We start from the raw sequence: 21,532 nt of genomic DNA, 5'->3' as shown, positions 1-21,532 counted from the left end.
ACGCAGTCGAACGGCGGCCGGCCAAAGGAAGGCACGGTCACAAGAATAGAAGGTTGTAATCAGGCGTTGCGGTGAACCCGGCAACAACGGGTGGGATACAGACAGTCGGGGAGCGAGCGCATGGTGAGTTGCCTCTTGTCATTATTATGGGGTCGACAGTCCGGCGAGCTCATTCACATCAGCGCCGGATGACGCTGCCGCGACATTAATGATCCGAGGGTTTTAGCGTCAATTCGATAAACGCAACACTGTGCGTTTATCGAACAGCTTCCTCAGGCGAACAGCTGCGCACTGAGGTCGCGACTGGCGCTGAGCAGGCCGGGCAGGAAGCGCTGCTCCAGCTCGGCGCGACTGACCCGCCCGGCGTGGGTGCTGACATTCAGCGCGGCGACCACTTGCCCGGAGGCGTCGTACACCGGCACGGCGATCGAGCGCAGGCCCTGTTCCAGTTCCTGATCGACAATGCACCAGCCCTGCTGCCGCACCTGCTGCAAACATTCGAGCAACGCGTCGGGGGTATGAATGGTGCGGCTGGTCTTGGCCACCAGTTCGGCGTGGTCGAGGTATTCGCCCAGGAGGTGTCGTCCAGCGCGGCCAACAGAATGCGCCCCATCGACGTGCAATAGGCAGGGAGACGCCCGCCGACGGAAAGGTCGACCGAGATCAATCGCTGAGTGGTCGCCGAACGCGCGATATAGAGAATGTCATCGCCCTCCAGCGTCGCCATGTTGCAGGCTTCGTGCAGCTGCTCGCTCATGCGGTCCAGATACGGTTGGGCGGATACGGCCAGCGGTGTCGAGGACAGATAGGCATGACCAAGGGTCAGCACTTTTGGCAGCAGCGAATAGGTGCGCCCGTCAGTGGTGGCGTAGCCGAGCTTGATCAAGGTGTGCAGGCAACGACGCACGGCGGCGCGGGGATTTCCGTGCGATGACTGATCTGCGCAATGGTCAGGTGGCGTTTGCGTTCCTGAAACGCCTGCACCACCGCCAGGCCTCGGGCCAGCGAGGTCATGAAATCCGGATCACCAGTCAGCGCCTGAATGCGCTTGGCCGGCGAGGCGACGATGGGCGGCGCCACCGACGTGAAGGAGTTGCGCATTTGATCGTTCATTTCTTGTCCTTGTCCGGCACGCATCGATGCCTAGTCAAACGGCTCGCCGCGCGATGCACAAGCACCGGGGCGCCAACATTGGGCGATTATCGAACCGCCGACCGATAATCGCAATCCAGACCCCTGCCCTCCTCTTCATCCTTGAGGCCGCTTTAGCGATTCTGCTCGCAACTTAGTTGTTCCAGTTAATGGCGCCAAAAACAGAACGCCTGTTCTATAACGCTGTCTTTACACTTAACTAGCGGCAAAAGTTGCCAGCAACAAAACCATCACACATTCAGAACCGTTTTTAACTTGGCAAAGATAGTCATTCCCGAATCGGCCGCTATAATGCACCCTGATCGCGGCGCTTTAATCAAAAGCCTGCGACTTGCTGAAACGAGGTCCTTCGTCTCAGCTCCGGCCAGCGCCCGGCGCCCATCACACATGCAACGCCAGCGCTCGCTGAAACAGGAAACTGATGCTGCGTCAGTTTTTATCTGGTGCCGTAGCCGCCTGTAACACGGAAGTCTTGATCGCCTCTCCAATGCCACCCGGCCTGATCGGGCTGTGGATGACTGGCGGATTCGCTCAATTGACTCGTTGCAGTGTGTTTCACCGGATATTCAATTCAACTCATACAGGTAGCACCGTGACAAAAGACGAACTGCGCGCGGAACTAGAGCGCCAGGAACAACGTTACAAGGAAGTTTACGGCGGGAAGTCACCACCTACGCCGCTCAGCCGGAACCGGAACGCAAGGCATGGCGCAAGCGCCCTACTGTTCAGGATCAGGTATTCAAGCAGGAAATCGAAAAGATCGAAAAGGAACTCAAAGCCGAAGAGCCATGAGCCATGGCGGTTGAGCATTCGATAGTCGGCGTCCACCTCGGCCACAGCGCGGTGGCAAGACGACACCTCGCGCGCCCGCTATCCGCGGGCAGCGGCTGCATCACTGTTTTGCGGCTTGTGAACGAGCGTCCCACAGGTTTCAGAGATATTTCAGACAAACGTTTGAGACTATGCGGCGTCGGAAAATTCGCCTTAAAAATCCAATTTATTCATTAAAATCAATTAGTTGAAAAACCCTGCGCACCGCTTGGTTTTCACGCCCTGCAACAAATTAGATCGTAGATGCCTGTGACCAATGAGCAGACAGGGCATCGATTTCCTGTCTTTTCTGGCATAATCGCGCCCCTTACGACCGGGTCAGAAAACCTTCATGATCGATTTATTCAGCGGACTGGATGCTTGGGTGCTTGTGAGCCTCTTGCTCGCCCTGACGTTTGTCCTCGCCTTCGAGTTCATCAATGGATTTCATGACACCGCTAACGCGGTAGCCACTGTTATCTACACCAAAGCCATGCCGCCACACCTGGCGGTGTTCTTTTCCGGTGTGTTCAATTTCCTCGGCGTGCTGCTGGGCGGCGTTGGCGTGGCGTATGCCATCGTCCACTTGCTGCCGGTTGAGCTGCTGATCAATGTGAACACCGGCCATGGCCTGGCGATGGTGTTCTCGTTGCTCGCCGCGGCCATCGCCTGGAATTTGGGCACCTGGTACTTCGGTATCCCGGCTTCCAGCTCGCACACCCTGATCGGCTCGATCCTCGGTGTCGGCCTGGCCAACGCGCTGATCAACGACATCCCGTTGAGAGATGGCGTGAACTGGCAGAAAGCGATCGACATCGGCGCCTCGCTGGTGTTCTCGCCGATGGCCGGCTTCCTCATCGCCGCACTGGTGCTGATCGGCCTGAAATGGTGGCGCCCGCTGTCGAAGATGCACAAGACGCCGGAACAGCGCCGCAAGATCGACGACAAAAAGCACCCACCGTTCTGGAACCGTCTGGTCCTGGTGATCTCGGCCATGGCCGTGAGCTTCGTGCACGGTTCCAACGACGGTCAGAAAGGCATCGGCCTGATCATGCTGGTGCTGATCGGCATCGTCCCGGCGCAGTTCGTGCTCGACCTGAACAGCACCACCTACCAGATCGAACGCACCCGCGACGCGACCCTGCACCTGAGCCAGTTCTACCAGCGCAACGCCGATTCGCTGGGCGAGTTCCTGGCACTGGGCAAGAGCGTGGAAGGCGACCTGCCGGAGAAATTCCGCTGCAACCCGCAGCAGACCGAACCGACCATCACCGCCCTGCTGCACACCCTCAAAGGTGTAGCGGACTACCATTCGCTGTCGTCGGACAGCCGCATCGAAGTGCGTCGCTACCTGCTCTGCCTGGACGACACGGCGAAGAAAGTCGGCAAGCTGCCAGGCCTCGAAGCCCGTGAAAAGGCTGACCTCGACAAGCTGCGCAAAGACCTGACCACCACCACTGAATACGCCCCGTTCTGGGTGATTCTGGCGGTCGCCCTGGCACTGGGCCTGGGCACCATGGTCGGCTGGAAGCGCGTAGTGCTGACCATTGGCGAGAAGATCGGCAAGCAGGGCATGACCTATTCCCAGGGCATGTCGGCGCAGATCACCACCGCCAGTTTGATCGGCATGGCCAACATCTTCAGCCTGCCGGTGTCGACCACTCACGTGTTGTCTTCGGGTGTGGCCGGGACCATGGTTGCCAACAAAAGCGGCCTGCAGGGTGGCACGGTCAAGACCATTTTGCTGGCCTGGGTGTTGACCTTGCCAGCGACCGTGGCGCTGTCGGCCGGGTTGTTCTGGTTAGCTTCCAAGGCTTTGGGTAGTTGATCGTTAGCTGTTGATTGGAAAGGGCGTGATTCGTGAGGATCACGCCTTTTTTGTTATTGGGGGTAAGAAGTCTGCCGAAGGGGCAAGAGATCAAAAGCCAAAGCAAAAGCCAGATCAAGAGCCCCTCACCCTAGCCCTCTCCCGGAGGAAGAGGGGACTGACCGAGGTGTTTAGGCGAAATATGCCGACTTGCGATACCGAGTCGAATGCAGGTTTTGAACACCACATAAATCGGCCCCTCTCCCTCGGGAGAGGGCTGGGGTGAGGGGCGAATCCAACACAGATCCAAAGCAGACCACACGCTTTTCACCACTCAAAACAATGAGCGCAAGCTCGAGTACCGCTTTTGATCTTGATTCACAGGCGACGTCGGAAGGCTGAGTGGAGGGATTGAACCGGGCGTGGGAGCGCAGCGACCGTACGACGCAGTCGTACACAGCGGAGGGAGGTGCAGCGAAGCAAACCGTAGCCGCTGCGCCCGGATCAGTCCCGCAGCGAAGGAACCCGAGCCTGCGAGGGCCGAACGTAGAAGCTAGCCTTTTGGGTTACCTTTTTGGCGTTTGAAAAAGGTGACTCGCCGTAAGGGCGAAACCGCCAGCAGCCGCTACCGAAGCAACGGATATTCACCCAAACCCCAAACAGCCTGGTCGGCCCACAGGCCGCCACGGCCAAAAAAGGGGCAACCGAAGTCGCCCCAAAATGCCTTGCGTGCCCATCAAATCCAGAAGAACTCACTTGCGCCGCTTATGCGCATCCTTCCAGATAAAAAATCCAAACCCTGCAAAAAACAGCACCATGAGCCCCACCGTGAGAACCCCGGCAAACACCACGTTATCGAAAAACATGACTGGCCTCCTGGCCCTGCTTTGCTGCGATGGATTCAAATTAACAAACACACAGGCGCACATATTGACCAGGATCAATATCCGCAACGTTGAGAAATAAAGGAGGGAAATAACTGACCTGCATCAACCAATGCAGTGGGAGATCAACGCTTTTTCGGCTTGTTCTTCGACTTTTTCTTGGTTTTTCCCAACGGCATCGCCTGCTCGAAGGCGTTGCGCACTTCGTTCAAGCGTTTCTCGTTGAGGTCATGCACACGCTTGGCGCGTTCAGTGCTGAGGTCGATCAGTTTGTCGTCTTGGCTCATGGCGTCCGGCACATCGCAAAAGAGATCAGAGCTGCCGTCACCGGCAGGATTGCGCCAATCATGCCGCGTGGCGCAGACGCTGACCAGTCATCGGTCAAATCTCGATATCGACCCACAAGCCCTGACGCGGCTGATCGTCTATCAACGGCACCACCGGTACGGTGTTGTCAGCGTTCAGCTCAGTGCCCGGCACGGCCAAATGCTCTTCAGGATCCTCATCCGCCTCGCGACGCCGACGATCACGCTCCTGTTGGCGACGCTGTTCTTCGCGCGCCAGCAGGCGATCCTCTTCCGGATCACGTTTCTGCAGATCGATCGTGCTTTCGTTGGAGCTTTCCTGCACCGGCACCACTGGCGGGATGTCCGGCCGCTGGCGGATCGGATCCTGCTGGGAAGTGATCGGCACGGCGCTCAAGGGGAGCATCGGTGGCAACATATAAAGGTCTCCTGTCTGCAGGCTATCGGCTGGGGCGCAGGCGCCTTGAGCCGCCTGTCGCAAACTTGTGACTCGGTAGACACTGACTGGTGCCCTGCCGCTTGAAAAAGCGACACATGACGCCTCGGCTTCAGCTTGCAGCTCGAAGCTAAAAGCTTGCCGCTGCTCCTATTCCTTTGGCCCTCAGGGTCGCATTCCGTTAAGATAGCCCGCTTTTTCAAGGTGGGAGTCAGGCAGCATGGCGCAGCAGTATCAACCGGGGCAACGCTGGATCAGTGACAGCGAAGCAGAGCTTGGTTTAGGCACCGTTCTGGCACAGGACGGCCGCTTGCTGACCGTGCTTTACCCGGCCACTGGCGAAACCCGCCAGTACGCGCTACGGAATGCGCCCCTGACCCGCGTGCGGTTCTCGCCCGGCGACTCCATCACCCATTTCGAAGGCTGGAAGATGACCGTGCAGCAGGTCGACGACGTCGACGGCCTGATGGTCTATCACGGCCTCAACGGGCAGAACGAAGTGGTCACCCTGCCGGAAACCCAGCTGTCTAACTTCATTCAGTTCCGTCTGGCCAGCGACCGCCTGTTCGCCGGGCAGATCGACCCGCTGTCGTGGTTCTCCCTGCGCTACAACACCCTTGAACACACCAGCCGCCAGTTGCAGTCCTCGCTCTGGGGCCTGGGCGGCGTGCGCGCGCAGCCGATCGCACACCAGTTGCACATCGCCCGCGAAGTCGCCGACCGTATCGCCCCACGGGTATTGCTGGCGGACGAAGTGGGACTGGGTAAAACCATCGAAGCCGGTCTGGTCATCCATCGCCAACTGCTTTCGGGCCGCGCCAACCGCGTGCTGATTCTGGTTCCGGAAAACCTCCAGCATCAGTGGCTGGTGGAGATGCGCCGCCGCTTCAACCTGCAGGTCGCGCTGTTCGACGAAGAACGCTTCATCGAAAGTGATGCCACCAACCCGTTCGAAGACACGCAACTGGCGCTGGTCGCGCTGGAGTGGCTGGTCGACGACGAGAAGGCACAGGACGCCTTGTTCGCTGCCGGTTGGGACCTGCTGGTGGTCGACGAAGCGCACCACCTGGTCTGGCATGAAGAAAAAGCCAGTGCGGAATACTCGCTGGTCGAGCAACTGGCCGAAGTCATCCCCGGCGTGCTGCTGCTCACCGCCACCCCGGAACAACTCGGTCAGGACAGCCACTTCGCCCGTCTGCGCCTGCTCGACCCGAACCGTTTCCACGACCTGGCCGCGTTCCGCGCCGAGAGCGATAACTATCGCCCGGTCGCCGAAGCGGTGCAGGAACTGCTCGACAAGGGCCGTCTCTCCGCCGAGGCGCACAAGACCATTCACGGTTTCCTCGGCAATGAAGGCGAAGCCCTGCTCACCGCCGTCAACGATGGCGATACTGAAGCCAGCGCCCGCCTCGTGCGTGAACTGCTCGATCGCCACGGCACCGGCCGCGTGCTGTTCCGTAATACCCGCGCCGCCGTGCAGGGTTTCCCGGAGCGCAAACTGCATCCGTATCCGCTGCCGTGCCCCGACGAATACCTCGAACTGCCGCTGGGCGAGCACGCCGAGCTGTACCCGGAAGTCAGCTTCCAGGCCCAGCCGGACGCCAGCGAAGAAGAGCGCTGGTGGAAATTCGACCCGCGCGTCGAGTGGCTGATCGATCAACTGAAAATGCTCAAGCGCACCAAAGTGCTGGTGATCTGCGCCCACGCCGAAACCGCGATGGACCTGGAAGACGCGTTGCGCGTGCGTTCCGGCATCCCGGCCACGGTGTTCCACGAAGGCATGAACATCCTCGAGCGTGACCGCGCCGCCGCCTACTTCGCCGACGAAGAATTCGGCGCGCAGGTGCTGATCTGTTCGGAAATCGGCAGTGAAGGTCGCAACTTCCAGTTCGCTCACCACTTGGTGCTGTTCGATCTGCCGTCGCACCCGGACCTGCTCGAGCAGCGCATCGGTCGTCTCGACCGGATCGGCCAGAAACACATCATCGAACTGCACGTGCCGTACCTGGAAACCAGCCCGCAACAGCGCCTGTTCCAGTGGTACCACGAAGCGCTCAACGCCTTCCTCAACACCTGCCCGACCGGCAACGCCTTGCAGCACCAGTTCGGCCCGCGCCTGCTGCCGCTGCTCGAAGAAGCCGATGACGGCGAGTGGCAAGCGCTGATCGACGAAGCACGCGCCGAGCGTGAGCGTCTCGAAGCCGAGCTGCACACCGGCCGCGACCGTCTGCTGGAATTGAATTCCGGCGGCGCTGGCGAAGGTGAAGCGCTGGTCGAGGCGATCCTTGAGCAGGACGACCAGTTCGCCCTGCCGATCTACATGGAAACCCTGTTCGACGCGTTTGGCATCGACAGCGAAGACCATTCGGAAAACGCCCTGATCCTCAAGCCGAGCGAGAAGATGCTCGACGCCAGCTTCCCGCTGGGCGACGACGAAGGGGTGACCATCACTTACGACCGCAACCAGGCGCTGTCGCGCGAAGACATGCAGTTCATCACCTGGGAACACCCGATGGTGCAGGGCGGCATGGACCTGGTGCTGTCCGGTTCGATGGGCAACACCGCCGTCGCGCTGATCAAGAACAAGGCGTTGAAACCAGGCACCGTGTTGCTCGAATTGCTCTACGTCAGCGAAGTGGTCGCACCGCGCTCGCTGCAACTGGGTCGCTACCTGCCGCCGGCGGCGCTGCGCTGCCTGCTCGATGCCAACGGCAACGACCTGTCGCCACGGGTGTCCTTCGAAACCCTCAACGACCAGTTGGAAAGCGTGCCACGGGCCAGCGCCAACAAGTTCATCCAGGCCCAGCGCGATCAGCTGACGCCTCGGATCAACGCCGGCGAAGAAAAGATCGCCCCGCGTCATGCCGAGCGTGTAGCCGAAGCGCGCCGTCGTCTGGCCGCCGACACTGATGAAGAACTGGCGCGCCTGACCGCGTTGCAAGCGGTCAACCCGACGGTGCGCGACAGCGAACTGGAGGCGTTGCGCACTCAGCGTGAGCAAGGTCTGGCGATGCTCGACAAAGCGGCGCTGCGCCTGGAAGCGATTCGGGTGCTGGTAGCGGGCTAATCGCCCCGCTCCACCGCTGAAAACCAAGAGGCCCGCAGTGATGCGGGCCTTTTTGTTTGTCTGATGTTTATCCGGCGATGCTGATGGCCCCTTCGCTGGCAAGCCAGCTCCCACAGGTTCCGGGTTGTTTTACAGATTATGTGTACGACTCGGTCACTGTGGGAGCTGGCTTGCCAGCGATTGCAATCATGCAGTCGCCGCAGAAATTTCTGGCTCAACCACCGCCACCAATCCCTCCTTCATCCGCTGCGCATCCCGCACAAAACACCGCGATGCCAGAAACAGAAAGACCATGGTCAAAAACAGCGCCACCGGGATCAGATACATCGCGTCATGCAGGCCGACGGCCTTGAACGCTTCGGTCATCTGTTCAGCTCCTGCCGACAGCATCGCCGTGTGCGCGAAGTGATCCGACAGCCCACCCACGACCACTGGCCCCAACCCGCCGCCGAGCAGATACAGACCAGCGAAGAACAACGCCATCGCCGTCGCCCGCAGGCGCGGTTCGACCACGTCCTGAATCGCCGTGTACACGCAGGTATAAAAGTTGTAGGCGAACAGCCAGCCGACACTGAACACCGCGACGAACACACCGATCTCGATGCGCCCGGCATGCAGCGCCCACGCCGTACACAGGGTCGAAATGATCAGACTGAACGCGGCAAACAGCAGCCGCCCACTGGCGAAACGCTGATGAATCTTGTCGGCAATCCAGCCGCCGAGGGTCAGCCCGACCAGTCCGGTGACGCCGACGATCACGCCGGTGGCCACCGCCGCCTCCTGCAACGGCATGAGGAAATAACGCTGCAGCATCGGCACCAGAAACGAGTTGCAGGCATACGTGGCGAAGTTGAAGCACAGCCCGGCCATCACCAGCCACAGGAAGGTCGGCACGGCGAGGACGCGACGGATAGGCCGGTCGACTTTCTCCTGCGAGACCTGCACGGTTTCTGCCGCGCCGCGTTTTGGCTCTTTGATGAAGAACATGAAAATCGCCAGGATCAACCCCGGCACGGCAGCGATGAAGAACGGCGCGCGCCAGCTGTCGAAGGCCTTGACCATCGCGCCGATGGTGAAGAATGCCAGCAGCAGCCCCAGCGGCAGGCCGAGCATGAAAATACCCATCGCCCGCGCGCGACGGTGTGCCGGAAACAGATCGCCGATAAGCGAGTTGGCCGCTGGTGCGTAACTGGCTTCGCCGATGCCGATGCCCATGCGCACGATCAAAAAGCTCCAGAAACTGCCGACCATACCGTTGACCGCAGTCAGCGCACTCCAGGTCGCCAGACCCCAGCCCATCAGTTTGCTGCGTGAACCGGTGTCGGCCATGCGCCCCAGCGGCAGACCGGCAACGGCGTAGACGATGGTGAACGCGGTGCCGATGATGCCCAGCTGAAAGTCGCTGAGATGCCATTCCATGCGGATCGGTTCGATGATGATCGCCGGGATGGTGCGGTCGAAGAAATTGAACAGGTTGGCGAGGAACAGCAGGAACAGAATGCGCCAGGCATTCGCCGCTTGGGTCGAGTTCTGCATGGGTCCGTCTCTTTATTGTTATGAGGGCTTCACTGCCAGCGCGTCGAGCCCGGAACCTGCAATCTAGTCAGCCGCGCGGGGGCTGTCTGTCATCATTCGTCAGCCTGATATCGACCCATCGCACTGTAACGAAACGTAAGCCCTTGATAACTCTGGAATCCCCGCCATACGGGGCTTTCGCGGCAAAATCCGGCGACAAAAAATAGTTTCGTGCCCCCTTCCCAACGCCATGGCAAAGCCTAGAATGGCCGCCGGATCCGTCCGGATCTTCCGATCAATCCCTTTGATACCCCCGCCCATGTCCGAAGCCAGTCCGTGTCTGAATTGCGGTGCCTGCTGTTCCCATTTTCGTGTGTCTTTTTCTGGGGTGAGTGCTCATCCGCTGGCGGGACGGTGCCCGATGAACTGGTTGCGCAGATCACTCCAAGCCGAGTGGCAATGATCGGCACCGACCGCAAACCGACGCGTTGCACGTCATTGGCGGGTGAGGTCGGCAGCGCTGTGGCGTGTACGATCTATGACAAGCGTTCGAGCACCTGCCGCGAGTTCGAGGCGTCGTGGGAGAACGGCGAGCACAACCCCGACTGCGACAAGGCCCGCGCCGCCCACGGCCTGCCACCCTTGCCGCCACACTGGAACGACCTGCCGCTGGAGCGCATTGCCTGAGCCTTAGCGCAAATCGCTATGAGGCTAATGGCAAAATCATTACCACCAATGTGCCACTACGCCGTGCAGGCTGAAAACCGCCTCTATACTCCTTTCATTCGCCTGCGTTGATTGACGCTCGGGCCAGATGAATGCGGAACGGGGCACGCTATGGAATGGCTTGGTTTGCAGTTTGTTGCCGAGCTGCCGCAGAGCGGGCAGGTTTTGCTCGATTGCAGCCACAATCCGCTGTTGGTGATGGTGGCCTATCTGGTTGCCTGCGCGGCAAGCTTCGCCACCCTGGACATGGCCGAACGCGTGGTGCATGCCGAAGATTCGGGGTCTCGACGACTGTGGCGCTGGATCGGCGCGACCTGCCTGGCTGGCGGCATCTGGGCCATGCATTTCATCAGCATGCTGGCTTTTCAGACGTCAATCGACATCCAGTACGACCTCGTCATCACCCTCTTCTCCTTGCTGATCGCCCTGCTCGCCTCGTGGCTGGCCATGCACACGCTGAGCGAGGTGCAGCCGAGCGCGTTGCATTGCCTGAAAACCGCGTTTGTCATCGGCCTGGGTATCGCCGGCATGCATTACGTCGGCATGGCGGCGATGAAGTCGAGCGCCACCGCCTACTATCAGCCAGGGCTGTTCGCGCTGTCGGTGGCGATCGCCATCGGCGCCAGTTTCGCCGCGCTCTGGGTCGCCCGCTATCTGAGTGAAGGCAGCGGCGTCGCGCATCAGATACTCAAGTACAGCGCGGCGCTGATTCTCGGCGCCGGCATCATCAGCATGCACTTCACCGGCATGGCTGCGCTGGACCTGGTTCTTCCCGAAGGCGCCCGGGCAGCGAGCGGCCGTGAAACCGGGCATCTGCAACTGGGCCTGACCGTAGCGCTGATCATTCTGTTGATTCTCGGCAGTGCGATCAGCGCCGCCCTCGCCGACAAGAAACTGCAGAACAAGGAAAACGACCTGCGCCGGGTCAACGCCTTGCTCAGCCAACTCGATCAGGCGCGCATGTCTCTGCAGCAAGCGGCCAATTACGACGCGCTGACCAACCTGATCAACCGTCGTGGTTTCAACCAGATGTTCGCCGAAAAACTCAGCCAGAAAACCAGCGAGGGCGGCATGCTCGCGGTGATGTTTCTCGACATCGACCACTTCAAGCGCATCAACGACAGCCTCGGCCATGACGCCGGTGACGCGCTGCTCAGAGTCATCGCCCAACACATCAAGAGCTCGGTGCGCAGCCACGAAGATGTGGTGGCGCGGTTCGGCGGCGACGAATTCTGCATCCTCATCAGCCTGCGCGACCGCGAAGAGGCGCGCGGCATGGCGCAGCGCATCATGCACAAGATGAAAGAGCCGATCGAACTGGCCGGCCGGCGCATGGTGATGACCACCAGCATCGGCATCAGCCTGTTTCCCGAAGACGGCACCACCTGCGAGGAGCTGCTCAAACACGCTGACCTGGCGCTGTACCAATCCAAGGGCGCCGGGCGCAACGGCCTGCATTTCTTCAATTCCAGCTTCAAGAGCCGCGCCAGTTTCGAGCTGCAACTGGAAGAAGAACTGCGCAGCGCGCTGCGGGAAGACAACGCGCTGATGCTCTACTACCAGCCGATCTTCGAACTGAAAACCGGGCGCGTGACCAAGCTTGAAGCCCTGATTCGCTGGCAGCATCCGGTCCACGGTTTGCTCACACCGGATCGCTTTATCGGCATCGCCGAGAACAACGGTTTGATCGCCGAACTGGACAACTGGGTGCTGCGCCGCGCCTGCAAGGACCTCGGTGAGCTGTCGCGGCATGGTTGTGCAGAATTGAGAATCGCCTGGAACTGCTCGCCGCTGAATCTGGCTCGCGAGGAACTGGCCGAGGAAATCGAGCACGCGCTGCGCACCGCCGGTGTCGCGCCGGAACGCCTGGAACTGGAGGTCACCGAAAACGCCTTGATGGGCAACATCGCCAACACTCTGGTGCTGTTGCGGCAGATCCGCGCCCTCGGCGTGTCGTTGTCGATCGATGATTTCGGCACCGGCTATTCGTCGCTGGCCTACCTCAAGCGCCTGCCGCTGAACACCCTGAAGATCGACCGCTCGTTCATCCTTGATATCCCCACCGCCACGGCCGACATGGAGATCGTCCAGGCGATCATCGTCATGGCCCACACGCTGCACCTGCAGGTGGTCACCGAGGGCGTCGAGAGCCTGGAGCAATACGAGTTTCTCGAGCGTTCGGGCTGCGACTTCATTCAGGGTTATCTGCTCAGCCGCCCGGTGCCGCTGGACGAACTGTGCGCGGTGCTCGATGAAATCAACCAGCGCAAACCCGTCCTCGGGGTCAATCCGTTGAGTCTGGCGCGCGATACATTTGCACCAGCGTCGCTGGATCCTGGGCTAAAAACCTTGCGCCCCATGCAGGCGCATCAACTGTGCGGCCAATCCGCTGATTGGCGTTGCCGAGCCCTGCTCGCGGGAAAATTTCACCGCTGTGTCGAGGTCCTTGAGCAGCGTGCGCACGTGCCACTTGATCGGTTCGAAACGGCTCTCGGCCATTTGCGGAGCAAGGATCTGCAACGGCTTGGAATCGGCAAAACCACCGGCCAACGCCTCGGCGATCAGACTGGCATCGACCCCGGCCTGCTCGGCCAACGCCACCACTTCGGCAATCACCAGCGCGTTGCAGGCGACGATCATCTGGTTGCAGGCCTTGGTCACTTGCCCGGCGCCGACGCCGCCCATGTGCGTGACGCGCTGACCGAGGCTGAGCAGCACCGGGCGCACGCGCTGAAGATCTGCCGCTGCACCACCGACCATGATCGCCAGGCTCCCGGCCTCGGCGCCGACCACGCCGCCGGACACCGGGAGTCAAGCCAGCCCATGCCGGTTTTCTCGGCCAGCTCTGCGGCCATCTCGCGAGTCGCGGTGGGTTCAAGACTGGAGAAATCCACCAACAGCTGGCCGTTTTTCGCACCTTCGGCGATACCGCCAGTGCCAAACACCACTTCACGCACCACGGCAGTGTCGGCCAGACACAGCATGACGATGTCGGCGTGCGCGCACAGTTCGGCAGGGCTCGATACCTGGCGGGCGCCGGCCGCAACCAGCGATGCGCATTTGTCCGGGTTGCGGTTCCACGCTGTCAGCGGGTAACCCGCCGCCAGCAGACGCCGGCACATGGGCAGGCCCATCAGGCCGATTCCGGCAAACCCCAACGAAGGTAGCGTTGACATCATTTCGCCTCTTTTCGATTAAAGATCACCGAATCATGGCCGATTCATCAACGATCAGGAAAGGATTCCGCCCGGCGATCAGACCAGCCAGCACTACGACGCCCGGGCCATATTCGCGCACACAAGACGCGAGATCTTATTCCGTGAGGTTCGCCGGCACTGTTCGGCGGGCCAACCCAGTCCAGGTAAATGGCGCACCATGACCTCCAAAAACAATCCCGCCAGTGCAACAGCCGATCTGACCCTGAGCCCCGCCGCGAACAGCGCGTCATTATCCAGATCGACGCCGCCCTCGCGCCCGCTGTCGACCCAGCAATACCTGTACTTCACCGAAACCAACACTGACCGCATCCTCGATAACCTCGACGGCCTGCGCGATTCGGTGTTCCCGCGCCCGGCGCATCAGGAAGGCGACAACGAGCAGCACAACGATCAGGAATTCCCCTCGGTGTGCCTGATCGGCCTTGGTCGCTGCGGCTCCAACATCGCCCTCGACGTGGCGGAGCTGGTGTACAACGCGCGCAAGTTCTACCTCAACGAATTCAACAACGAAGATCGCCCGACCGACCGGCGTCTGGCCGACAAGGGCTACAGCCCGGCGCAGTGGATCAAGAACAACCTGCGCATCGGCACCAGCAAATCGACCAAACCGGTGTTTCTGGTCGAACCGCTGGTAATGCTCGGCGACCTCGACAAGGACATTGCCGGGCGCATCCGTTTCTCGCGCAAGGGCGAGAAAAGCGGCTTCCTGCGCGACTACAGCAAAATGAAGATCATGGACTTGTCCGAAGTCCATGCCGGTGGCGCCGGTAACGCGCCGATCCTCGGCCAGTACCTGGCGAAGATCATCCTCAACAAGGACACCCAGCGCTTCTCCAGCCCCGACTGGAAAATGATCCACTCGTACCTGATCGACAGCTGCGGGATCAAGGCCAACCAGTCACGCCTGTATTTCTCGATCTTCAGCGCCGGCGGCGGTACCGGTTCGGGCATGGCCTCGGAGTTCGGCCTCGCTCAGCAGCACTCGTACATGAACAAGACGTTCGACACCAAACCGATGGACGAGCACGACGGCAAGAGCGGACATTCGTTTGTGTTCGAGCCGATCTTCACCAGCGGCATCTGCGTGCTGCCGAACATTTCCGACCACCGCAGCGAAATGTCCGAGGCGCTGCACATCAACGCCGGGCGCTTGCTGTGCAAATATCTGTCGGAGGAATGGGATTTCTCCTACAACTTCGCTAACGAAGACAGCAGCGAAGCCAGCGTGATGGGGCGTATCCGCCCGTGGAACGCGATGATGCTGATCTCCAACGACATCATGCGTTACGCCGAAGAAAGCGATGACGGCAACATCCAGAACATTGATGTCAATGCCATGGAGAAGCACGCCAACCAGTACATCTCCCAACAGATCTTCAACATTCTGACGGCGCAGGCAGTCACCACTGACTACGACCAGAACTACTTCCGCCGCGCCGGCATCGACATCGGCGAAACCATTCGCCTGGATGCCAACGACCTGTTCATGAGTCTGGCCGGCCCGGTGGCGATTGCCTACGCCGAATCGGTGGTGCCGGAAACCCCACCGCCAAGCAGCGACAAGTTCAAGGTCTTCGATAAAGAGCCGCAACGCCTGAACATCGACGACCTGTTCTTCCGTTCGATCGACCTGCCGCACTTCAACAAGGTCACACAGGCCATCGAAGGCATCAGCCTGCTGCCGATCGAATCCAAGCGTTATCGCGCTTCGCTTGAGCAGTACAAGAATTCCGGTTACGACGCCGCCGCGCTGCACGACCTGCACTTCTTCAAGAATTGCTCGTCGGTGGTGTCGATCGTCTCGCTGCCGAAAGACTACAAACTGTCCTACATGGACTTGAACCGGTTGAAGACCCACCTCAACAGCCTGTTCCCCAACACCACGCTCAAGCGTTATGCGCTGGTGATCGGCGCTTCGGCCAACCTGTCGCTGACCACCCTGATCGCCAAAAGCCCGTGCCTGTCGGACGATTTCCTCACGCTGATCGTGGCATTCATCAAGCGCTGCTTCGCGAAGAACCCGTACCGTTTCGACGAGACGCTGGATAACTCGATTCTCGACTTCATCATTCAGGAAGACTTCGACGAGGAGCGGATCGACGACCTGCTCAACGAATTCGAAAACCCGGCGAAGATCCTCGATACCAACTGGTACGCGATCAAACCGATGTACGAGAAGAAATATCGCGAGCTGATCAACGACAAGGACAAGTTTGTCTCGATCAATGACATTCGCCTGTCGCGCGATTGCGTGAAGAAGTCGATCAAATACCTGCGCGAGATCTACCGCCACCGGATCGGCAAGACCAAGGTGATTTCGCTGAATAACCATACCGGGAAGACTTACTCGGTCTGATCCGCTACCGAGTCGCCCCAATCGCTGGCAAGCCAGCTCCCACAGATTTTGTGGTGCTCACAATATTTGTGTACACCCGGACACTGTGGGAGCTGGCTTGCCAGCGATGGGGTCTTCAAGTTCACTAAAGATTTCAGCCTTTCCAACATCCAGAAACAATTAAGCGACCCTCAGGCCGCTCCATAAACTGTTCCCGTTACGTTTACGTCACCGTGAGGCGTGGCATTTCTCCACGGCAAGGTGCCATCACGCTACTCCGCTACACACTTGCGGCTCGGCAATCGAGGCACCAAAAGGGTGCAGGCAATCAAACGGCCGCCCTTTCCTGGATCAGAATCCACGGCGAAACCACCACGGCCCACAGCTGTGGATCACGCTCGAAAATATCCAGCGCCCGCGTTTCAGACAGCTTGGCGACCTTGTCGTCGGCCAGCCAGGCCGCGACTTTCTCGCCTTCGTCCAATGCCACGGCCTCGGCGGCGGCAATCAAATCGAGCGCTGGGTCGACCCACAATAGGGCACCCTTGGCGAAGAACGGCTCAAGCTCTTTCCAGGTAATAGATGCCGTTTCACCAAGCAGCTTGGCATAGAGGGTGCTAGGTTCTTGATTCATGGGAGCTGTCCGGAAAAGAAATCGACGCGAATGATAACGTCGGTGGTCCGGCAGAAAAACCCGGTTGCAAATCGCTGCACCGAACGAAAAGAGCAGGAACGCCAGGGAATGCTGCCTTTTGGGATATATGCCCCCGATTGCCTCGCCGCAATTCTGTCTCTTTCATTCAAAAATGCGACACCTCCAAGTTTTGCCCCGTGGCGCCCGCTTCCCAGTTGATCAAGCGGCGCTCTACACTGTACCGGTACAGTTGCCGGGGCATTTTCCGGAGGGTATCGCGAAGATATCTGACCCGGTTCTGCTGCTACGGCGCCAGAACTCTAAAAAATACAACAGTAAGAGTGGAGCACTATGACTAAGGCTACTAAGCAGATTTCCAAACTGTTTGCCGCTATGGTTCTGGCCGGGGTTGCCAGCCATTCGTTCGCAGCTGACACCATCAAAATCGGTATCGCCGGCCCTAAAACCGGTCCAGTAGCCCAGTACGGCGACATGCAGTTCAGTGGCGCGAAAATGGCCATCGAGCAGATCAACGCCAAGGGCGGCGTCGACGGCAAGAAACTCGAAGCCGTTGAATACGACGATGCCTGCGATCCGAAACAAGCGGTAGCGGTAGCGAACAAAGTCGTCAACGACGGCGTCAAGTTCGTGGTCGGTCACCTGTGCTCCAGCTCCACCCAACCAGCTTCGGACATCTACGAAGACGAAGGCGTGATCATGATCACCCCGGCTGCCACCAGCCCGGACATCACCGCCCGTGGCTACAAAATGATCTTCCGCACCATCGGTCTCGACAGCGCCCAGGGCCCTGCCGCCGGCAACTACATCGCCGATTACGTGAAACCGAAAGTGGTTGGCGTGCTGCACGACAAACAGCAGTACGGTGAAGGCATCGCCACCGCCGTGAAATCGACTCTCGAGAAGAAAGGCACCAAGGTTGCTGTCTTCGAAGGTGTCAACGCTGGCGACAAAGACTTCTCGGCGATCATCGCCAAGCTCAAGCAAGCCGGTGTCGATTTCGTCTACTACGGCGGCTACCACCCGGAGCTGGGTCTGATCCTGCGTCAGGCTCAGGAAAAAGGCCTGAAAGCCAAGTTCATGGGTCCGGAAGGCGTGGGTAACGACTCGATCACCCAGATCGCCAAGGACGCGTCCGAAGGCCTGCTGGTGACCCTGCCGAAATCCTTCGACCAGGATCCGGCCAACGTGGCCCTGGCTGACGCGTTCAAAGCCAAGAAGGAAGATCCGAGCGGTCCGTTCGTGTTCCCGTCCTACTCGGCAGTGACCGTGATTGCCGAAGGCATCAAGGCGGCCAAGTCCGAAGATGCGACCAAAGTGGCTGAAGCCATCCACGCCGGTTCGTTCAAGACCCCGACCGGCGACCTGAGCTTCGACGACAAGGGCGACCTGAAGGACTTCAAATTTGTCGTGTACGAGTGGCACAACGGCAAACCTAAAACCGAAGTTTCGCCTCAGTAAGGCCTTGCCCGACTGACTGCCAATAAAGCCCACGGCGTGCCGTGGGCTTTGTTTTGCGAATGTAAGGGCCGCGCTGGCGTGATCCGCCAGTCGGCCCCCTGAAAATCTCAAAACCGTCATCAGCGGTTCGCTGGCAAAACCCGGATTCGAAGTGGATAGAGATCCACGGGGCCGGGCGGGAAAATGACTCCACCAGTGAAATGCGTACAGGTTTTTAGGAGCGCTGTAATGCCTGACCTCTATCACTTCTTCCAACAGCTGGTTAACGGCCTCAACGTTGGCAGCATGTATGCCCTGATCGCCATCGGCTACACGATGGTCTACGGCATCATTGGAATGATCAACTTCGCCCACGGCGAGGTATACATGATCGGTTCCTACGTGGCGTTCATTGCCATCGCCGGGCTGACCATGATGGGACTCGACAGTGTCCCGCTGTTGATGACCGCGGCGTTCATCGCCAGCATCGTCGTCACCAGTTCCTACGGTTACAGCATCGAACGTATTGCCTACCGCCCCCTGCGCGGCAGCAACCGTCTGATCCCGCTGATTTCTGCCATCGGTATGTCGATCTTCCTGCAGAACACCGTTCTGCTGGCGCAAGACTCCAAGGACAAAGCGATCCCCAACCTGATCCCGGGCAACTTCGCCTTCGGCCCAGGTGGCGCACAAGAAGTGCTGATTTCCTACATGCAGATCGTGGTGTTCGTGGTGACCGTGATCGCCATGCTCGGCCTGACCCTGTTCATCTCTCGTTCCCGCCTGGGTCGCGCCTGCCGCGCCTGTGCCGAGGACATCAAGATGGCCAACCTGCTCGGCATCAACACCAACAACATCATCGCCCTGACGTTCGTCATTGGTGCTGCGCTGGCGGCGGTCGCTGCCGTGTTGCTGAGCATGCAATACGGCGTGATCAACCCGAACGCCGGTTTCCTCGTCGGCCTCAAGGCCTTCACCGCCGCGGTACTGGGTGGCATCGGCAGCATCCCGGGAGCCATGCTCGGCGGCCTGGTGCTGGGTGTAGCGGAAGCGTTCGGTGCCGATATCTTCGGCGACCAGTACAAGGACGTCGTTGCGTTCGGCCTGCTGGTTCTGGTGCTGTTGTTCCGTCCGACCGGCATTCTGGGCCGTCCGGAGGTTGAGAAAGTATGACTAGGAATCTTAAACAGGCACTCTTCAGTGCCTTGCTGGTGTGGGCGGTGGCCTACCCGGTACTCGGTCTGAAACTGACCATCGTCGGCATCAATCTGGAAGTGCACAACACCAGCCCGGCCATCCTCGCGACCATCGCGATCTGCTCGGTGCTGATGTTCCTGCGCGTGCTGTTCAACCAGCAGATCAGCAAAGCCTGGCGCTCCTCGCCGGGCATGCCGCTGATCCCGGCCAAGGCCAGCAACTTCCTGACCCTGCCGACCACCCAGCGCTATTTCATCATTGCGCTGATTCTGATCGCCCTGGTCTGGCCGTTCTTCGGCTCCCGTGGTGCGGTGGATATCGCGACGCTGATCCTGATCTACGTAATGCTCGGCCTGGGCCTGAACATCGTCGTCGGTCTGGCCGGTCTGCTTGACCTCGGTTACGTCGGCTTCTACGCCGTCGGTGCCTACAGCTACGCGCTGCTGTCGCATTACTACGGCCTGAGCTTCTGGATCTGCCTGCCGATTGCCGGCCTGATGGCGGCGACGTTCGGCTTCCTGCTGGGCTTCCCGGTATTGCGTCTGCGTGGCGACTATCTGGCGATCGTGACCTTGGGTTTCGGCGAAATCATCCGGCTGTTCCTGCGTAACCTGACCGATATCACCGGTGGCCCGAACGGCATCAGCAACATCGAAAAACCGACGTTCTTCGGCCTGACTTTCGAGCGTAAAGCGGCTGAAGGCTTGCAGACCTTCCACGAGTATTTCGGCCTGCAATACAACTCGATCAACAAGGTGATCTTCCTTTACCTGGTTGCGTTGTTGCTCGCATTGGCCGCGCTGTTCGTGATCAACCGTCTGCTGCGCATGCCGATCGGCCGTGCGTGGGAAGCGCTGCGTGAAGACGAAATCGCTTGCCGTGCGTTGGGCCTGAACCCGACTGTGATCAAGCTCTCCGCGTTCACCCTCGGCGCTGCGTTCGCCGGTTTCGCCGGCAGCTTCTTCGCCGCGCGTCAGGGTCTGGTGACGCCCGAGTCGTTCACCTTCATCGAGTCGGCGATCATCCTCGCCATCGTCGTGTTGGGTGGCATGGGCTCGCAACTGGGTGTGATTCTGGCGGCAATCGTGATGATCCTGTTGCCGGAAATGATGCGTGAGTTCAGCGAATACCGCATGTTGATGTTCGGTGCGCTGATGGTGCTGATGATGATCTGGCGTCCACAAGGTCTGCTGCCGATGCAACGCCCACACATGGAGTTGCGCAAATGAGCCGCGAGATCCTTAAAGTCGACAATCTGAGCATGCGCTTCGGCGGCTTGCTCGCGGTCAACGGCGTGGCGCTGACCGTCAAGGAAAAGCAGGTGGTTGCACTGATCGGCCCGAACGGCGCCGGCAAGACCACCGTGTTCAACTGCCTGACCGGTTTCTATCAGCCTACCGGCGGCAGCATCCTCCTCGACGGCGAGCCGATCCAGGGCCTGCCGGGCCACAAGATCGCCCTCAAAGGCGTGGTGCGGACTTTCCAGAACGTGCGTTTGTTCAAGGACATGACCGCGGTCGAGAACCTCTTGATCGCCCAGCACCGTCACTTGAACACCAACTTCCTGTCCGGCCTGTTCAAGACCCCGGCGTTCCGCAAAAGCGAGCGCGAGGCGATGGAATTTGCCGAGTACTGGCTGGAAAAGGTCAACCTCAAAGAGTTCGCCAACCGCACCGCCGGCACCCTCGCCTACGGCCAGCAACGGCGTCTGGAAATCGCCCGCTGCATGATGACCCGCCCGCGGATCCTCATGCTCGACGAACCGGCCGCCGGCCTGAACCCGAAGGAAACCGAAGACCTCAAGGCGCTGATCGGTGTGTTGCGCGAAGAGCACAACGTCACCGTGCTGCTGATCGAGCACGACATGAAACTGGTCATGAGCATTTCCGACCACATCGTCGTGATCAACCAGGGCACACCGCTGGCCGACGGCACACCGGAACAGATCCGCGACAATCCTGAAGTGATCAAAGCCTACCTGGGGAAGC

Annotated in this window: 10 protein-coding genes and 6 pseudogenes; 10 read left to right on the top strand and 6 right to left on the bottom strand. The window is 59.8% G+C overall.

Features of this window, described 5'->3' with window-relative positions; translation table 11 throughout:
• Nucleotides 1–272: 272 nt before the first annotated feature.
• Nucleotides 273–1,113, bottom strand: a pseudogene (gene pcaR, locus LJU32_10910) (pca regulon transcriptional regulator PcaR).
• A gap of 631 nt (nt 1,114–1,744) precedes the next feature.
• Between pcaR and LJU32_10905 the strand changes: the two are divergent.
• Nucleotides 1,745–1,944: pseudogene (locus tag LJU32_10905) on the top strand (hypothetical protein).
• Nucleotides 1,945–2,314: 370 nt separating this feature from the next.
• Nucleotides 2,315–3,790, top strand: a complete 1,476-nt coding sequence (locus LJU32_10900) for an inorganic phosphate transporter (protein ID WKV90592.1) — start codon at nt 2,315–2,317, stop codon at nt 3,788–3,790.
• Between the two features lie 988 nt (nt 3,791–4,778).
• Here the strand turns inward: LJU32_10900 and LJU32_10895 are convergent.
• Nucleotides 4,779–4,940 (bottom strand): hypothetical protein, encoded by a 162-nt coding sequence (locus tag LJU32_10895; protein ID WKV90591.1) that lies wholly within the window; start codon nt 4,938–4,940, stop codon nt 4,779–4,781.
• 94 nt (nt 4,941–5,034) lie between these two features.
• On the bottom strand, nt 5,035–5,376 hold the full coding sequence (locus LJU32_10890; GenBank protein WKV90590.1) for an aspartate-semialdehyde dehydrogenase: 342 nt from the start codon (nt 5,374–5,376) through the stop codon (nt 5,035–5,037).
• A gap of 238 nt (nt 5,377–5,614) precedes the next feature.
• On the opposite strand from LJU32_10890, the gene rapA reads away from it, so the two are divergent.
• Entirely contained in the window at nt 5,615–8,461 is a 2,847-nt protein-coding gene (gene rapA / locus LJU32_10885) for an RNA polymerase-associated protein RapA (GenBank protein WKV90589.1), read from the top strand.
• Nucleotides 8,462–8,647: 186 nt separating this feature from the next.
• Here rapA and LJU32_10880 read toward each other — a convergent pair whose 3' ends face one another.
• Nucleotides 8,648–9,997 (bottom strand): MFS transporter, encoded by a 1,350-nt coding sequence (locus tag LJU32_10880; protein ID WKV90588.1) that lies wholly within the window; start codon nt 9,995–9,997, stop codon nt 8,648–8,650.
• Nucleotides 9,998–10,295: 298 nt separating this feature from the next.
• Between LJU32_10880 and LJU32_10875 the strand changes: the two are divergent.
• Nucleotides 10,296–10,663: pseudogene (locus LJU32_10875) on the top strand (YkgJ family cysteine cluster protein).
• Nucleotides 10,664–10,948: 285 nt separating this feature from the next.
• Nucleotides 10,949–12,922: pseudogene (locus LJU32_10870) on the top strand (bifunctional diguanylate cyclase/phosphodiesterase).
• A gap of 64 nt (nt 12,923–12,986) precedes the next feature.
• Here LJU32_10870 and LJU32_10865 read toward each other — a convergent pair.
• Nucleotides 12,987–13,881, bottom strand: a pseudogene (locus tag LJU32_10865) (NAD(P)-dependent oxidoreductase).
• A gap of 196 nt (nt 13,882–14,077) precedes the next feature.
• Between LJU32_10865 and LJU32_10860 the strand changes: the two are divergent.
• Nucleotides 14,078–16,276, top strand: coding sequence for a hypothetical protein (locus LJU32_10860; protein WKV90587.1), 2,199 nt, complete (start codon nt 14,078–14,080; stop codon nt 16,274–16,276).
• A gap of 307 nt (nt 16,277–16,583) precedes the next feature.
• On the opposite strand, the gene LJU32_10855 is transcribed toward LJU32_10860, so the two are convergent.
• Nucleotides 16,584–16,889, bottom strand: coding sequence for a DUF2288 domain-containing protein (locus tag LJU32_10855; protein ID WKV90586.1), 306 nt, complete (start codon nt 16,887–16,889; stop codon nt 16,584–16,586).
• A gap of 351 nt (nt 16,890–17,240) precedes the next feature.
• On the opposite strand from LJU32_10855, the gene LJU32_10850 reads away from it, so the two are divergent.
• From LJU32_10850 to livG, 4 genes and pseudogenes are all read left to right on the top strand, one after another.
• On the top strand, nt 17,241–18,368 hold the full coding sequence (locus LJU32_10850; protein WKV90585.1) for a branched-chain amino acid ABC transporter substrate-binding protein: 1,128 nt from the start codon (nt 17,241–17,243) through the stop codon (nt 18,366–18,368).
• Between the two features lie 228 nt (nt 18,369–18,596).
• Nucleotides 18,597–19,520 (top strand): high-affinity branched-chain amino acid ABC transporter permease LivH, encoded by a 924-nt coding sequence (gene livH / locus LJU32_10845; GenBank protein ID WKV90584.1) that lies wholly within the window; start codon nt 18,597–18,599, stop codon nt 19,518–19,520.
• A complete protein-coding gene (locus LJU32_10840) occupies nt 19,517–20,773 on the top strand; it encodes a high-affinity branched-chain amino acid ABC transporter permease LivM (GenBank protein ID WKV90583.1) in 1,257 nt (418 codons plus the stop codon). Before livH ends, LJU32_10840 begins: the two co-directional genes overlap by 4 nt.
• Nucleotides 20,770–21,531, top strand: a pseudogene (livG, locus tag LJU32_10835) (high-affinity branched-chain amino acid ABC transporter ATP-binding protein LivG). The gene LJU32_10840 and the pseudogene livG overlap by 4 nt, the downstream one beginning before the upstream one ends.
• Nucleotide 21,532: the final 1 nt, after the last annotated feature.

The sequence above is a fragment of the Pseudomonas sp. B21_DOA genome (assembly GCA_030544685.1).
Taxonomy (GTDB): domain Bacteria; phylum Pseudomonadota; class Gammaproteobacteria; order Pseudomonadales; family Pseudomonadaceae; genus Aquipseudomonas; species Aquipseudomonas fluorescens_AO.
This window is presented reverse-complemented; position numbering and strand designations above follow the sequence as displayed.

Bases quoted from the DNA above. Each gene is read 5' to 3' on its own strand.
- rapA (WKV90589.1), top strand. From the start codon at position 5,615: ATGGCGCAGCAGTATCAACCGGGGCAACGCTGGATCAGTGACAGCGAA.
- LJU32_10880 (WKV90588.1), bottom strand. From the start codon at position 9,997: ATGCAGAACTCGACCCAAGCGGCGAATGCCTGGCGCATTCTGTTCCTG.
- LJU32_10900 (WKV90592.1), top strand. From the start codon at position 2,315: ATGATCGATTTATTCAGCGGACTGGATGCTTGGGTGCTTGTGAGCCTC.
- LJU32_10855 (WKV90586.1), bottom strand. From the start codon at position 16,889: ATGAATCAAGAACCTAGCACCCTCTATGCCAAGCTGCTTGGTGAAACG.
- LJU32_10890 (WKV90590.1), bottom strand. From the start codon at position 5,376: ATGTTGCCACCGATGCTCCCCTTGAGCGCCGTGCCGATCACTTCCCAG.
- LJU32_10850 (WKV90585.1), top strand. From the start codon at position 17,241: ATGACTAAGGCTACTAAGCAGATTTCCAAACTGTTTGCCGCTATGGTT.
- LJU32_10840 (WKV90583.1), top strand. From the start codon at position 19,517: ATGACTAGGAATCTTAAACAGGCACTCTTCAGTGCCTTGCTGGTGTGG.
- LJU32_10860 (WKV90587.1), top strand. From the start codon at position 14,078: ATGACCTCCAAAAACAATCCCGCCAGTGCAACAGCCGATCTGACCCTG.
- livH (WKV90584.1), top strand. From the start codon at position 18,597: ATGCCTGACCTCTATCACTTCTTCCAACAGCTGGTTAACGGCCTCAAC.
- LJU32_10895 (WKV90591.1), bottom strand. From the start codon at position 4,940: ATGAGCCAAGACGACAAACTGATCGACCTCAGCACTGAACGCGCCAAG.